At 39.5% G+C, this 16,047-nt stretch carries 13 protein-coding genes and 1 pseudogene; 10 read left to right on the plus strand and 4 right to left on the minus strand.

What is annotated here, in order from left to right:
* Nucleotides 1-126: 126 nt before the first annotated feature.
* The 3 genes from OCV43_RS10895 to OCV43_RS10905 form a co-directional block, all read right to left on the minus strand.
* Entirely contained in the window at nucleotides 127-1,224 is a 1,098-nt protein-coding gene (locus tag OCV43_RS10895; RefSeq protein WP_262624098.1) for a restriction endonuclease subunit S, read from the minus strand.
* Nucleotides 1,225-1,226: 2 nt separating this feature from the next.
* Entirely contained in the window at nucleotides 1,227-3,533 is a 2,307-nt protein-coding gene (locus OCV43_RS10900; RefSeq protein ID WP_262624099.1) for an HsdM family class I SAM-dependent methyltransferase, read from the minus strand.
* 219 nt (nucleotides 3,534-3,752) lie between these two features.
* The gene (locus OCV43_RS10905) at nucleotides 3,753-4,856 is read right to left on the minus strand and encodes a hypothetical protein (protein ID WP_262624100.1); all 1,104 of its coding nucleotides are present in this window, start codon (nucleotides 4,854-4,856) and stop codon (nucleotides 3,753-3,755) included.
* 169 nt (nucleotides 4,857-5,025) lie between these two features.
* Here OCV43_RS10905 and OCV43_RS10910 point away from each other — a divergent pair, with 169 nt between their 5' ends.
* From OCV43_RS10910 to gatB, 10 genes and pseudogenes are all read left to right on the plus strand, one after another.
* Nucleotides 5,026-5,253, plus strand: a complete 228-nt coding sequence (locus OCV43_RS10910; protein ID WP_262624115.1) for a hypothetical protein — start codon at nucleotides 5,026-5,028, stop codon at nucleotides 5,251-5,253.
* A pseudogene (locus tag OCV43_RS14070) lies at nucleotides 5,157-6,142 on the plus strand (site-specific integrase). Before OCV43_RS10910 ends, OCV43_RS14070 begins: the two are co-directional and overlap by 97 nt.
* Nucleotides 6,143-6,283: 141 nt before the next feature.
* Nucleotides 6,284-7,654 (plus strand): YecA family protein, encoded by a 1,371-nt coding sequence (locus OCV43_RS10920; protein ID WP_262624101.1) that lies wholly within the window; start codon nucleotides 6,284-6,286, stop codon nucleotides 7,652-7,654.
* A gap of 178 nt (nucleotides 7,655-7,832) precedes the next feature.
* Complete coding sequence (locus OCV43_RS10925; RefSeq protein ID WP_262624102.1) at nucleotides 7,833-8,324, plus strand: low molecular weight protein-tyrosine-phosphatase; 492 nt, start codon at nucleotides 7,833-7,835, stop codon at nucleotides 8,322-8,324.
* Nucleotides 8,325-9,221: a DUF1835 domain-containing protein gene (locus OCV43_RS10930; protein ID WP_262624103.1), complete on the plus strand. Its 897-nt coding sequence runs from the start codon at nucleotides 8,325-8,327 to the stop codon at nucleotides 9,219-9,221.
* Between the two features lie 3 nt (nucleotides 9,222-9,224).
* Nucleotides 9,225-9,746, plus strand: coding sequence for a nitroreductase (locus tag OCV43_RS10935; RefSeq protein ID WP_022242657.1), 522 nt, complete (start codon nucleotides 9,225-9,227; stop codon nucleotides 9,744-9,746).
* Nucleotides 9,747-10,151: 405 nt separating this feature from the next.
* Nucleotides 10,152-11,897, plus strand: a complete 1,746-nt coding sequence (gene aspS / locus OCV43_RS10940) for an aspartate--tRNA ligase (protein ID WP_117699106.1) — start codon at nucleotides 10,152-10,154, stop codon at nucleotides 11,895-11,897.
* 12 nt (nucleotides 11,898-11,909) lie between these two features.
* The gene (gene gatC / locus OCV43_RS10945) at nucleotides 11,910-12,206 is read left to right on the plus strand and encodes an Asp-tRNA(Asn)/Glu-tRNA(Gln) amidotransferase subunit GatC (protein WP_022242659.1); all 297 of its coding nucleotides are present in this window, start codon (nucleotides 11,910-11,912) and stop codon (nucleotides 12,204-12,206) included.
* A 15-nt stretch (nucleotides 12,207-12,221) separates the two neighbouring features.
* Complete coding sequence (gatA, locus tag OCV43_RS10950) at nucleotides 12,222-13,685, plus strand: Asp-tRNA(Asn)/Glu-tRNA(Gln) amidotransferase subunit GatA (protein ID WP_227701558.1); 1,464 nt, start codon at nucleotides 12,222-12,224, stop codon at nucleotides 13,683-13,685.
* Nucleotides 13,686-13,699: 14 nt separating this feature from the next.
* Nucleotides 13,700-15,130: an Asp-tRNA(Asn)/Glu-tRNA(Gln) amidotransferase subunit GatB gene (gatB, locus tag OCV43_RS10955; protein ID WP_227701559.1), complete on the plus strand. Its 1,431-nt coding sequence runs from the start codon at nucleotides 13,700-13,702 to the stop codon at nucleotides 15,128-15,130.
* A 131-nt stretch (nucleotides 15,131-15,261) separates the two neighbouring features.
* On the opposite strand, the gene OCV43_RS10960 is transcribed toward gatB, so the two are convergent.
* Nucleotides 15,262-16,038 (minus strand): prolipoprotein diacylglyceryl transferase, encoded by a 777-nt coding sequence (locus OCV43_RS10960; RefSeq protein ID WP_262624104.1) that lies wholly within the window; start codon nucleotides 16,036-16,038, stop codon nucleotides 15,262-15,264.
* Nucleotides 16,039-16,047: the final 9 nt, after the last annotated feature.

A 16,047-nucleotide genomic window follows, 5' to 3' on the forward strand; every position in this document is an offset into this window, starting at 1 on the left:
AAATAACCTCCAAACTGAGTAATTTTATCTTACATCAGTTTGGAGGTTTACACAAACTTTGGGATGCTCCCAGGGATTGTAGCTTTGATTGTGTATATAAAAATGTTAATAGTATAGTCTCACTTATCAAATAGCCCCCCCTAATTTATCAATTTCTTTCAATGCTTTTTGCATGATGACTTTTTCCATAGATGTAATGTATTTTTCCATATAATCAAAATCAATATCACCTATTTCTGTAATAGGGAGCATTATTGTATCGGATTTTATTTTGCTCTTTGAAATAGAATCTCCCCAAGTATATTTGTAGGAAAGAGCAGCCTTAATTGCGGAGACCATAAATAACTGGACCTTTTCTGTTCTTCCTCTTGGATTATCCATATATAAAGCTAAATTGTGGCTATCGTTAGAAACGTAGTCTTCACTTTGATATGTAACAACCATGGTTTTGCCGCCTATAGAAATACAATTACCTTCTTCGATTTGTTCGGAATCAAAATCAACATAAGCGGATATGGAATTATTCCCTTCTCCGGCAGTCACATAAGGATATTTGCCAGAATTTTTAATCCATTCTTTCAAAATGCTATGGGTATTTTTTATGGTGAATAATCCACCTTTGTTGCGATTGTCAATAAAAAATTCTTTATAGTTTTTCTTTAAAGATAGTATTTTTTTTTCTTCTTCAGTAAGAGTACAATCAGATAATCCAAGTGATTCAATAAACATCTTTGTTCTCTTCAATTGATTATTTTCTATTTCAACCATATAATTTTTCATATAATTATAGTTGGGGCTTCCAGTATCTGTAACAGGTAATGAGAAAGATAGATCAATTATATGAGCCATACTGGTAGCATAACCATATGTATCAAAATGCTTTTTTAATATAGATAAGATATATTGAAGTTCATATTTAGATATTTGATTATCTTTTGGAATTAGTGCCTGGAATGCACCATTATCACCGCTACGATAAAAACTTTCCTCTATTAAACCTATTTCACCAACACTAGATGTATATGCTAAAATTGGATGACCTAATTCAATTTTATATAAATATATATCATTCATTAGTATTTTGAAATTATATTGATGCTTGATGTTTTGACCATATACATAGTACCCGTTTTTTACAGGTGTTAGATTTTCCTTTGATTTCGGATATCCCTTTACTGTCTTTTTTATAAAAAGATCCCCTACCGTAAATTCTGCATATTTCATAGTTAAACGCCTTCCTTAATTGCATGGCTTATTTTCCATGATAAATAGTCTGCAATGGTTGTTTCAAATATTTTTTTTGTTGGAATGGTATCTATTTCTTTATGTTGAGAAATTGTCCAATCGGCTCCAATCCTATTAAACACATCATTATAATTCTTTTGTGCTTCAATCAGTTCTGGTTCAATAGCAGAAATCTTAATAGTCAAGTCATTTATTGCTTTCTTTAAGACATCTATTTCAGCTTCCATAGCAGTTGCTTTAACTGGATCTTTCTCCTTTTTTAGTTTCTTTTCCGTATCTTTTAAATCTTTATCAAAGTTGATTTTGTCTGCACGAAGAGGATCTATTCGTTCGTGTACCTTATCTAAGATTTTTTTGGGTTCTCTTAATGAAACTTGTGTAGTAATAGTATCGGTAATTAGCAAGCCATTTTCATTTGTATAATATGATGTATCTGGTTCACAATCTAAAACGATATCAACTATTTCAGAATAACGACCTATGGCATCATCAACATTTCTTAAATTAACTTCTTGACTAGATTTTTTACGACTCTGACGAGCGTATCCGTCATTAGTGAAATCTATAAATTTAACCCTCTTTTTTTCAGGATGCGCATGTCCTACTTCGAATACATAAATTGCTGTTTGTACACTTGACCTTCCACAAAAAATATCTCCCATTTTGATAGAAGCAATAAGCGTATTATTATCAAGTATATCTCGTGTGTAAGAACCACCGGCCCCACTACCTGCATTTTCTTGAATAAGAACAGCGGCATATCCACCTTTCATACGACTTAATGCTAATTTTACAAAATTAAAACCTTTGCCTTCTGCCGAATAAGGTGGATTAAGCAGAAATACATCAGCAGGAAAATCTTTGTCCTTGTCAGAACCTTGTTCATACTTTCCTGAATAGTTTTTCAGTGAATCATCACAGAGGATATGTGTTGAACCATCTCCCATAAGGAACATATTTAATACTGCAAGGGTGTACATATCTGGACGAAGCTCAACTCCAAGAAGCTGCTTCATCTTAATTTTATTAATCTTTTTATCACGTTCATCCTTGTCTTCTATTTGAGTAGCATCTTTTATCATTGCTTTCATAGAGGCAACAAGGAATCCTCCGGAACCGGCAGCGTAATCCCACACATAACTATCCTTATTGACTTGACATAATCTAACCATCAAATCGCAAACATAACGTGGAGTAAGAACAACATCATTTTGATCTCCATCAGGAACCTTTACCCAATCGTTAAGAACATTAAAAAGTTTCCCTGTGAAATCGAGATGGTATTTTTGTTTTGTAAAGAAGGGAACGATATTTTTCTTTACAGTTGTATAAACCTTTTTCAATCGACTTTCGCCTGGTTGATATTCTTTATATAAATCAGTTTGAACAAATACTTGTTCAAAATTGGTTTTTATAAGTTCCACTTTCTCTTTAGGAATATCTTTACTATTAAGATATGCTTCTATTGTGTTCATTATTATTTTGCCATCGTGTTGATATTTATCTTGCTTGCTTCTTAAATCAGAAATTTCTAATGGTGCAACAAGAGTTGTTCCATTTTCAATAACACCCAATCCGGCAATGATCATACCAGAAATTAGTTTCACACGATATGCTTCGCTAATACTATAAGCATCTCTCATTTCTTGGTTGAGATTTTTTAAATTTGTTTCAATCTGAGCTTCTAATTTTAGAGTTAGTTTTTCTCTTTCTTCTTCAGTAAGATAAAGCGCATCAATTTTATCCATAAAATCATCTAGTTCAGCCCCAGCTAGAAAAGATAAATCTTCGTATGTACCTACTTGTTTTGGTACATTGTAATTTTCATCTGAAACATAAAAAACCTTCAAAGCAATTTTAGTAGTTTTTTCTTCTTTCCATCCAGTTATTCCAATGGCGATAACTTCTTTGTATGAGTCAGTACCATTTACAATAGCGGTAGCATAATGAACAGCACCATTAACCGCATATTTAGCGATATTGGTGTAATTTGGGGAATCATCTTTATTGTAATTATCTACCTCACCCATAACGTTAAGTTTTTCTAAGTCAGTCTTTTTGCCTTTAGCTTCAATCATTACAGGAAGCTTCCGTCCTTTATAATCAATAAAGCATTTAATATCAGGAAAGTTCTTTCCTGTGCCCCCTTTTTTACTTGGAGCGTTGATCAATGCCGTATCTATTTCAGTATTAACACTTTCGGTTTTTGTGTAATACTTAACACCGAATTTTTTTAACCATTCTTTGGCTATGTCCTCAACGTTTTCTTCAATACTACTAACTGCCATCTTTATATCCTCCACATTCAGCTCCCAGGGGAGCAATAATTTTCACAACTTATTTAGTATAAGACCGATGCCCCCTCACACACGTTTTTTCGCGAAATTGCATAGGGGGGATTCCTGTGTCTTTTAACATATTTTATATAATATCATAGCACATAATTACATATAACTAGCTAATATTAGATACAATGTTCTATTTGTCTTTCCGCAAAATTATATAAATTAATGTGCTTTTTTCTTGCTTTTTTGAGCCTTTTCGATGGCTTTTCGCTCACGATAGGCTTTTTGCTTTCGGGCATTTCGAACCTTCTGGCATTCTTCGGCATCACAAAATTCCTGGCGGTTGCTCTTTCGTATTATGAATTTACCACAGTTCCGACAACGAATCATAATGCCCTCTGGACGATTATCCGGTTTTCCTTTATCTTCTGGTGCAGGATCTTCGGAAAGCATTCTTGCAAGTGTTAGCCATGCAATATCAAACACGGAGTTAATATCGGTAGAAAATTCTAATCGGTTAGTGCGTGAATCTACCTTTAATTTCATGGTAAATTCCGGAATAATGTCAATAAGTGCATTCCGTAATTCATCGTAATCGTCATATGGTGTAGTGGCGAATTCTACGATTGGAGGTTTATCTGCCGGATGATTTTTAATGTACTCATTATCAATTTGCATTTCTTCTATGAGATTTCCTTTTGTATCCCCATAATCTAAGTCATCTGGTATTGCAACGATAGGATGCTTATAGTTATCAAAGAAAGAGTATTCCTCAAAGTATTTCCCTTCTTTGGATAAATCATATGCAGATTCGTCATCGGTAATACAGACACCTTCGAGAGCAACATAAAACATGACTGCATTATATAATTTTCCAAGATCATCTAGGAAGGTGTTAATCTCAAATGTTCCGTCTCTTTCTACCATTTCTGCATCGAAGCTATTTATATCAAATGATTCATTCAATTCAGAATAGATGAAGTCAATATTATATGGATGCATATTATTTGTACACCATTCCATGATGAGCTGCGTATATGGAATTTTATTATCAAAGTTGTTTATCTGCATTGCCAGATTGCAAAGGCTGGTAAGCAGTCCCTGTCCAGAAAGAAAATCTTCTTTAGGAAAGATGGGTTCATATCCTGGGCGGCAAAATGGTGTTGCGCAATAATCATCGCTTTTATCAATATCAAGTTCATATTTCTTGAAGCGGAAAGGATGGTAAATCAGTTGACCGACACCACCGACCTCTTTAAATCCAAATATATCTGTTGTTTTATCTGCTTCTGATGGAATAGTTTCATCATTCCAGTTTAATGGCATATCATACCTCATTCCAATCGTTAATTCGTAACCGTTAGCGTTACCGTCAGTTTTTGAACTCCGGTTACATTATAGCTTAAAATATTCATGAAAACAATAAAAAGTTACACAAAATGATGTAACGGATTTGTACCTTGACAATTTCATACCGTTCTCAATGAACAAGCCTTTGTTACTGCAGGGACTGGTAGCCGCCAAGAGCGGTAGCAGAGAAATGACTATTGAAGAGACAGATGCAACAAAATCTACGAAAGGAGCAACATCTTATGGAAAAAACAACTATGAGTGTACAGGAATTATCTGCACAGAAGGGAATCAGTCTGCCAACAGGGATGTGTTACAGTACAGAGATTACTTGCGAAGGAAGTATTTGGCAAAAAGACGATACGAAGTGTGAAAACTTCCGATGCAAAGCTATTCCTTATCAAATTGCAGCAGGAGGATGGGAAAAGCTACAGTTCCATTCATACCATCCGGGGAGTGCTGCGACCAGCTTTTCAGATGGAGGTGGATGATGACATTCTGGTAAAAAATCCATTTGGATTTCAGCTTGCCGGAGTATTGGTAAATGATGCAGTCACAAGAGAGGCAATTACAAAAGACCAGATGAGAAAGTTCCTAAAGTTTGTGCATGAAGATGTGGTGTACTGCAAATATTATGAAGTGGTGTACATATTATTTCATACGGGAATGCGAATATCTGAATTTTGCGGATTGACACTGAAGGATATTGATCTTGAGAACAGAACTGTAAATATCGACAATCAGTTGCAGAGAACTTCGGATATGCGATATATCATAGAAACCACAAAGACGGATGCAGGAATCAGGGTATTGCCAATTACAGAGGATGTGGCACAGATATTTTAGGCAATCATCGAGGATAGAGAGGCACCGAAAGTGGAGAAATCTATAGACGGATATAGCGGCTTTCTATTCTACGATGATAATGGAATGCCACTTGTTGCAATGCATTGGCAGCACCGCTTCAATCATATGGTAGGCAGATATAATGATATTTACAGAGTACAGATGCCAAACATTACACCTCATGTATGCCGACACACTTATTGCTCAAATATGGCAAAATCGGGAATGAAGCCAAAGACGTTACAGTACCGCATGGGCATTCGGATATAAGTGTAACAATGAACATGTACACGCATATCGGATTCGATGACGCTGAGGAAGAATTGAAGCGGATAGAAGAGTTTAGGAAAGCACAGGCGGAGGCTGAGCAGAAGAAGGAGAAACCGATGCCACAGAAAATGTTCAAGGTAATTTAATATGGAGGATAGGTAACGCTCTGGCTTAGGCTGGGGCGTTATTTTTTGTGGAAAAAAATTGATTATACAGATATAATGAAACTGGTAGGTTTTCTGCGATTTTAGGAAAATTACATAATATAAAAGATTGGAGTGAAAAACTTGGTATATAACGAATTTATTAGATGTGAAGTCTGCGGATGTATAACAAGAATCAGATTGCAGGTTGGATGGCTTGATGAGCATCCTATTGCTGTAACTTGCGGAAAGTGTGGTATATCATTAAAAGGAAAAGTAAAGATTGGACAAGATACCTTGGAACTTAAATTTGAATTTGAAAATGCTGAAAGAGTTAATGCCACTCCAACAACTATTCCAAATTACGTAGTAGAGTGCTCAGGAGAATTTACAACAATTAAGATGTGTGATGGATGGTGCCTACAGGAAAATTTTATCACACCATTTATAAGATACCAGCAGAAAAGTGGTGATATTGATAATTATAAGAGTTTTGGAGATAGTGTGACTACACTAAAGCAAACGGCTAGTATGTGGCCCCAATATAAACGTGTTTTACAATTGTATAAAGATGGAAATCAAGAATATCTTAAACAAGAGATAAAGAAACTATTTCCAGAAGAATATATAATGTGTAGAAATGAACTTGAAATAATGAGAGCAGTTCGCATGATTGAAGTTCATGGATTCCTGTCACCGCTAAAACCAGTCATTTTGGATTTTCCACAAATTGGATCTGATATTTTGAAATTAGATAAAGAAAAAATGAATTGTCTTATAGAATATCTTAATACACATGATGGGTATTCGTTAAAACAGATGCAGGAACAGATTAACACTCTATTAGGCGAGTTTGTAGTGGCTTATCCTTATTTGCTTCCAGCTTTGTCGTTACAATTTTGTGATGAAGGAAGTGTAGATTTTGAAGTAGAGGGAACTACAACAAGCACTTATGAAGATGTAAAGCAGTTTTATTTAGATTCATATGAGACGTTAGGAAATCTTCTGATTATTCCAGCGGCAATTGATAATATAAAAAATAGAGGTGATGCGAACGATTTTATTGCGAACAATGCAGGAATTGTTTCTTTGGATAAGTTTATAACTGCGACAAAAGCTAATAGATTTCATTTATATAACAAGAATGAACTCTATATGCGTACGATAGAGGTAAAGTATAATCAAAAACTTCGGAATGCAATAGGACATAATGATGTTGAGTATGAAACATCAACTCAAAAAATAATATATATTCCAGATCCTAAAAAGAGAGAAAAGAAACTGTCTGAATATCTGCTTGAATTTGAAATCGAAGCATTAAGTATGTTTCAAGCAATTTTGGTTATTTCAGAATACCTTTATAGGTTAAGAGAATTAGAATTGCTTACTAAAGGGGTAGTACCTTTGCCGGTTGAATTTCCTGTAAAGGAAAGAAAAAAGAAAAAGATTTATCCTAATGAAAAGTGTCCATGTGGTAGTGGGCTGAAATATAAAAAATGTCATGGAAGACTCTAAAATCCTTAGTAGTAACCCAAACCCGTTTTACTACCAACTTTACTACTAACAGGTAGTAACAACTTGTTCAATTCTGCTCTGATTTACCACAATCCGTAATTTCAGAGCAAACTACACGAATCCTAGAAACCCTTGCAAAACAGAGCATCCCGGGACAAAACAAGGAGTAAACAAAACTATGATTAAAGTTCTCTTCATTTGTTTAGGCAACATCTGCCGTTCCCCCATGGCAGAATTCATCCTAAAGGACCTCGTCGCCAGACGAGGTCTCACCGACCGCTTCGAGATAGCCTCGGCTGCCACCAGCACCGAAGAAATCTGGAATGGCATTGGGAATCCGATTTACCCGCCGGCGCAGGCGGAGCTTAAGAAGCATGGAATCGGGAATACGCCGGAGACCGATTTTCGGGACAAGCGGGCGAGACAGTTGACAAAATCCGATTATGAGATTTATGATTACCTCATAGGGATGGACGAAAGCAACATCCGGGAAATCGAGCGGATAACCGGGCATCGTGGCGGTAAAATATCCATGCTGCTTTCCTTTGCCGGAGAGCAGGCAGCAATATCTGACCCATGGTATAGCGGCAGGTTCGATAAGACTTATGCGGATGTAACACGCGGATGCGAAGCATTCTTAGAATATCTCATAGAGCAGGGAGAAGTGTAGATGATAGAAATCTTATTTGGCGAGAGCGAAGGCGGAGCCATGAAGCTTGCGAAGAACTATCGGCAGCCGGATTATGAGGATGGACCAACCGCATGGCTTGGGGAAAAGCCGGACAAAGCCACCTTTGAAGACATGTTTGCAGGAGAAGCAGTTGGCGGAACTTCTGCGGAGGTCATTATACTGCCATTTATGTTGGACATTGGCAGCCTGAGGGAACCGCTGGATGGTACATATCGGAAGAAGATAATCTTAGAGCAGTATGGTGTCTATTGGAATGAGGATGAAAAAGAGGAGCGGGAAGAATTAGAGCAGGCAGTGGAAACCTATGTAAAAGAGCTGCAGCGGATGGAGCAGTTTGCAAAGCAGGGAGAATCTTTTCGTATCTGGTACAGTAACAAGCCTTATTCCCTGTGCGGACTCTGCCATGCAGTCAGTGTGCTGCGGAAATATGAATGCGCGATATCCGTGGTGCGGCTGCCGGATTATGTAAGAGAAGAAGAGAATACGACAGTACGCTATTCCTCCTGGGGAGAAGTAGATGCCGGACAGTTTTATCGTTTTCTTCCATTGGAAAAAGAACTTTCAGAGCATGAGCAGAAAGTATTTGCATCCAGATGGGACGAACTTAAGGAAGAGGATGCACCCCTTCGGGTTCTGATAAATGGCTGTCTGGTGGGCGTAAAAGAGGATTTTTATGATTTCCTGATTCGAAGAGAACTGCCGGAGGGCGAAATCATACAGGCAAGACTCATTGGAAATCTGTTGTTAAAATATCCCCTTGGAATCAGTGACAGTTGGTATATGAACCGCATCAATCATATGATCGAGACCGGAGAAATAAAAGTAGTAAAAGAGGCGGATGAAATTTTCCGCCGGAGCATCAGAAAGGAGCAGTAAGAAATGAACGATATCATAAAAGCAATGGAGACAAGAAGAAGTATCAGAGGTTATAAGGAAGATATGGTGCCGGAAGAGCTGATTGCAGAAGTAGTGGAAGCCGGAACCTATGCGGCTACCGGAATGGGCAGGCAGTCACCGATTATACTTGCAGTTACCAATAAAGAAGTAAGGGACAGACTTTCCAAGGTAAATGCTGAGATTATGGGAACAACCGGCGATCCGTTTTATGGAGCACCGGTGGTACTGGTGGTGTTAGCAGATAAGAGCCGTCCTACCTATCTTTATGATGGAAGCCTCGTTATGGGCAATCTGATGCTGGCAGCACATTCCTTAGGCCTTGGAAGCTGCTGGATTCACCGTGCCAAAGAGACTTTTGAGCGGGAAGAAGGAAAAGCAATCTTAAAGGAACTTGGCATTGAAGGAGATTACGAAGGCATTGGAAACTGTGTCATCGGCTATGCAAAAGAACCGGCAAAAGACGCCGCTCCGAGAAAAACAGATTATGTTCATTATATAAAATAAAATTGGATAATATAAAGAACATAGTGAAAAAATAGCATCAGATTTGTAAAAAATACTTGCAAAACAAAAAAAGCAGTGCTATCATAGTCAACAACTAGGAGATATAGTTGCAAAAGCTGGGAAAGAGACTCTTACTTTTAGAGGCCGACAGGAATACAGCGTCACCGACTGAGAGCGCTGTTTGGAAGAGAAAGCAAAGGGAACACTCTGGAGCCGACTGGCTGAATTACAGTAGGTCAGTACGTAGTGCACGTTACGCACGAAGAGAGGGAAGATGAAGCATTCATTTTCCAATGCGGGTGGTACCGCGGATAAGAAGATTATTCGCCCCGGAATACGAGTCAGTATTCCGGGGTTATTTTTATACTCCGGGCTGACAATCATATCAGAAAAGGAGTAGATAAGATGAGCAACATTTACAGAGACGTAACCTTAAATCAGGTAAGCGAAAACGACATTGGAAAGACACTTCGGGTAGCAGGCTGGGTAGAGAATATCCGTGATCATGGCGGCGTATCCTTTATTGATTTAAGAGATATGTATGCAGTAATGCAGATTGTAATCCGGGATGGAAAACTGTTAGAGGGAATCCGCAAGGAGCAGGCAGTTTCCATAGAAGGTCTGATTGAAAAAAGAGATGAAGAGACCTACAATCCAAAGATTCCGACCGGAACCATTGAATTAGAGGCAAAGAGCGTAGATATTTTAGGAGAGGTTTATACACAGCTTCCATTTGAAGTAATGACCAGTAAGGAAGTCCGCGAGGATGTCCGGTTGAAATACCGTTATCTGGATTTAAGAAACCAGAAAGTAAAAGACAATATTATTTTCCGTTCCAAGGTAATTTCATTCTTAAGAGAGAAAATGACAGAAATGGGATTCTTAGAGATTCAGACTCCGATTCTTTGTGCATCTTCTCCGGAGGGCGCAAGAGATTACATCGTGCCATCCAGAAAATACAAAGGAAAATTTTATGCATTGCCACAGGCACCACAGCAGTACAAACAGCTTCTGATGGTATCCGGATTTGATAAATATTTTCAGGTTGCACCATGTTTCCGTGATGAGGATGCAAGAGCAGACCGTTCACCGGGAGAGTTCTATCAGCTTGACTTTGAAATGAGCTTTGCAACCCAGGAAGATGTATTTAAGATTGGTGAAGAAGTACTTTCTGCAACCTTTGAGAAATTCGCACCGGAAGGCAGCAAAGTAACGAAAGCACCATATCCAATCATCAGTTATAAGCAGGCAATGTTAGAGTTCGGAAGTGACAAACCGGACCTTCGGAACCCACTTCGTATCATCGATGTGACAGAGTTCTTCCAGAGATGTACCTTTAAGCCATTTATCGGAAAGACCGTAAGAGCCATCCGCGTACATGCAGAGATGTCCAAAGGTTTCCATGAGAAACTTTTGAAATTTGCAACCGGAATCGGAATGGGTGGATTAGGATATCTGGAAGTATTAGAAGATGGAAGCTACAAGGGACCGATTGACAAATTTATCCCGGATGACATGAAAGAAGAATTCAGAAATCTGGCAGGTCTTGAAGTAGGAGATACCATTTTCTTCATGGCAGATAAAGAAGAGCGTGCCGCATATTATGCAGGCATGATTCGAAATGAATTAGGCGAGAAGCTGGATTTAATTGAGAAAGATGCATACCGTTTCTGTTATGTCAATGATTTCCCAATGTTCGAGCGTGACCCGGAGACCAAGAAAATCGGATTTACCCATAACCCATTCTCCATGCCACAGGGCGGCTTAGAGGCACTCAATACCATGAATCCGCTGGACATCTTAGCATACCAGTACGATATCGTCTGCAACGGTGTGGAACTTTCCTCCGGTGCAGTCCGTAACCATGATATGCAGATTATGGAGAAAGCCTTTGAAATCGCAGGTTATGATAAAGAAGTGCTGAAAAATAAATTCGGCGCATTATACAATGCATTTCAGTTTGGAGCACCGCCACACGCAGGAATGGCTCCTGGCATTGACCGTATGATTATGTTACTGCGTAACGAGGATAATATCCGTGAAGTCATTGCTTATCCGATGAACGGAAATGCACAGGATTTGATGTGCGGAGCACCAAACGAAGTAACCGAGCAGCAGTTAAGAGAAGTTCATATCAAAGTACGTGATTAAGGAGGAAAAACAATGGCAAATGTGATTTCAGATGAAACCATGGAATACGTTGGAATCCTTGCAAAGCTTGAGCTTTCCGAAGAGGAAAAAGCAGCAGCAAAAAAAGACATGGAAAGCATGTTAGATTATATTGATAAATTAAACGAACTGGATACATCCGGTGTAGAACCGATGTCCCATGTATTTCCGGTGCATAATGTATTCCGGGAAGATGTAGTAACCAATGGTGACGGCGGCGAGGATACCCTTGCCAACGCGCCGGAGCGCAGAGACCGGGCATTTGTTGTACCAAAGACCGTAGATCAGTAAAGGAGGCGGCAGAAGATGAATTTATTATCACTGACAGCAGTAGAGCTTGGAAAGAAAATCAAAGCCCATGAAGTATCAGTAGAAGAAGCTACAAGAGCCGCCTTAGATGCCATTGCAGCAAAAGAGGATGCGGTACACAGTTTTGTTACCGTAGATGAAGAAGGTGCAATGAAGCGTGCGGCAGAAGTGCAGAAGCTCATTGATGACGGCACATTGACAGGACCGCTGGCAGGAGTTCCGGTTGCAATCAAAGATAATATGTGCACAAAAGGAATGCTGACCACCTGCAGTTCTAAAATTTTATATAACTTTATTCCGACTTATACCGCAGAAGCAGTATTAAATCTGGAAAAAGCCGGAGCAGTAATTCTTGGAAAGACCAACATGGATGAGTTTGCCATGGGAAGTACCACAGAGACCTCTGCTTTTGGAGAGACCAAAAATCCATGGAATACCGAACATGTACCGGGCGGTTCATCCGGCGGAAGCTGTGCTGCAGTAGCAGCAGAAGAGTGCTTCTATGCATTGGGTTCTGATACAGGTGGCTCCATCCGTCAGCCGAGTGCATTTTGTGGTGTCACAGGAATTAAGCCAACCTATGGAACCGTATCCCGATATGGGCTGATTGCCTATGGTTCTTCTTTGGATCAGATAGGACCGGTTGCCAAAGATGTGACAGACTGCGCAACCATTTTAGAGACAATTACTTCCTATGATAAAAAGGATTCTACTTCCATTCAGAGAGAAGAGACCGATTTTACCAGTGCATTAGTCGATGATGTGAAAGGAATGAAAATCGGTATTCCAAGAGATTATTTTGGAGAAGGACTGGATGCAGAAGTAAAGGATGCTATTTTAGCAGCCGCTAAGAAATTAGAAGAAAAAGGTGCTATCGTAGAAGAGTTCGATTTGAGCCTGGTAGAATATGCAATCCCTGCTTACTATGTAATTGCAGATGCAGAAGCAAGCTCCAACCTTGCCCGTTTTGATGGCGTAAAATATGGCTATCGTACGAAAGACTACGAAGGACTTCACAACATGTATAAGAAATCCCGTTCCGAAGGCTTCGGAGCAGAAGTAAAACGTCGTATCATGTTAGGCTCCTTTGTTTTAAGTTCCGGTTATTATGATGCATATTATCTGAAAGCACTGCGTACGAAAGCATTGATTAAGCAGGCATTTGATAAAGCATTTGCAAAATATGATGTTATCTTAGGACCGGCAGCACCGACCACCGCTCCGAAGTTGGGAGAGTCCTTAAGCGACCCGCTGAAAATGTATTTAGGCGATATCTATACCGTATCGGTGAACTTGGCAGGACTTCCGGGAATCAGCCTGCCATGCGGCATCGACAGCAAGGGACTTCCGATTGGCATGCAGTTGATTGGAGACTGCTTCAAGGAGAAGAATATCATCCGTGCCGCTTATGCCTTTGAACAGACAAGACCATATCAGCACAGCCCGTTAGCAGCAGAATAGGAGGAAAGAAGATTATGAGTAAACAGTATGAAACCGTCATCGGACTGGAAGTCCATGTGGAACTGGCAACTAAGACCAAAATCTTCTGTGGCTGTTCTACTGCATTCGGAAGTGCGCCAAATACACACACCTGTCCGGTCTGTACCGGTATGCCGGGCTCTCTTCCGGTTTTAAATAAACAGGTGGTAGAATATGCCATGGCAGTAGGTGTTGCCATGAATTGTGAAATCAACCAGTATTGTAAATTTGACCGGAAGAACTATTTCTACCCGGACAATCCTCAGAACTATCAGATTTCCCAGCTTTATCTTCCAATCTGCCACGATGGCGGCATTGAGATTGAGACTTCCGAAGGAAAGAAAACCATTGGAATCCATGAGATTCATATGGAAGAGGATGCGGGAAAATTAGTCCATGATGACTGGGAAGATGTTTCCCTGGTGGACTATAACCGGTCCGGTGTGCCACTGATTGAGATTGTATCTGAGCCGGATATGCGTTCTGCAGAGGAAGTCATTGCTTATCTTGATAAATTAAGAATGATTGTGCAGTATCTTGGTGCATCCGACTGTAAGATGCAGGAAGGCTCCATGCGTGCAGATGTCAACTTATCTGTCCGTGAAGTAGGAGCAAAAGAATTTGGTACCCGTACCGAGATGAAAAATATCGGTTCCTTTAAAGCAATTGCAAGAGCCATTGAAGCAGAGACAGCAAGACAGATTGATTTGATTGAGTCTGGCGAAAAGGTGGTTCAGGAGACCAGACGCTGGAATGATGACCAGGGATATTCCTATGCCATGCGTTCCAAAGAGGATGCACAGGATTACCGTTATTTCCCGGAACCGGATTTGGTTCCAATCGTTATCAGTGATGAATGGTTACAGCGCATAAAAGACAGTCAGCCGGAGCTTCGGGAAGCAAAACGTCAGCGTTATCAGGATGAATTCGGCCTGCCGGAATATGATGCCAACATTTTAACATCTGCAAAGAAAATGGCAGATGTTTTTGAGGCAACAACTGCAATCTGCAATAAGCCAAAGAAAGTATCCAACTGGCTGATGGGTGAGACCATGCGAATCTTAAAGGAGCAGAATAAAGACCCGGAGGATATCGCATTTTCACCGGAAAATCTGGCAAAATTAATCGAGCTTACTGATGCCGGAACCATCAATGGCAATGTGGCAAAAGAAGTATTTGAGCAGATTTTTGCAGAGGATATCGACCCGGATAAATATGTAGAAGAGCATGGATTAAAGACTGTAAATGACGAAGGTGCATTGCGTGATACTATTGCCAAAGTCATCGAAGAGAATCCACAGTCGGTAGAAGATTACCGCAATGGGAAAGAAAAGGCAATTGGCTTCTTAGTAGGTCAGACCATGAAAGCCATGAAGGGTAAAGCAAATCCTGGAATGGTAAATAAAATCTTAAAAGAACTGTTATAAGAGTTGTGATAAAGCTTTGAAAAGAGCATGACAGAATGTGTTTCGAAAGCACATTCAAATTTATAAAAAATCCTGCAGTATGGAAAGTATGTAAGAACAAACTTCCATATTGCAGGATTTTTTGTTTCCCGTTATGGAACCATATCTTTCTTTTGCTTATGTGCCGCCCGGATAAGATAGCATACGGTTCCCACTACGAATCCAAGACTAATCCACTGGGAAGTGGAGAGTGCTAAAAGATGGCCGCGGACGGCATCGTAACGCACATATTCTAACAGGAACCGGAGAATACCATAGACGATGAAATAAATGGCAATGGTATGGGGATAAGATTTCTTTAAATCCAGCACAGCAAGTACAATCGCAAGAATCAGAAGACAGATTGCTTCTACTAACTGAACCGGAAACAGTGTCGTATCCGATGGTGCCAGAGAGCCTTCCGGAAACTGTACAGCAAAAGGACCGTCATATGGAATGCCATAACAGCAGCCGGCAAGAAAACAGCCGATGCGTCCGAAACCGTGAATCCATGGAATCAGATAAATCAGGTGTGTAATATAAGGCTTGCTGTTGATATGATGGAATTTTCCAGCAAAAAGAAAGCAGAGAAGTCCGCCAATGAGTCCACCATAGAATACAAATCCACTTGACATGATATAATTAAAATACTTGGGTTCTAAAAAACGGGACCAGTCAATTTCCCGATAAGAAATGATAAGATACAAAAGCTTGGCGCCTATAAAGGCGCCAAGTAATGTGTATGCTTCTAATATAAGAAAATCATCAAAAATCAACTTATATTTCTTAAGGGGGTAAAGTGCAAATACATTTGCAAGGATTACCCCAAGGGTAATCATAAGTCCGTATGATGGGATATGAAATCCCAGAATGTTAAGATAAATCGACATAGTATCACC

This window comes from Roseburia amylophila (genome assembly GCF_025567465.1).
GTDB classification, from domain to species: Bacteria; Bacillota; Clostridia; order Lachnospirales; family Lachnospiraceae; genus Roseburia_C; species Roseburia_C amylophila.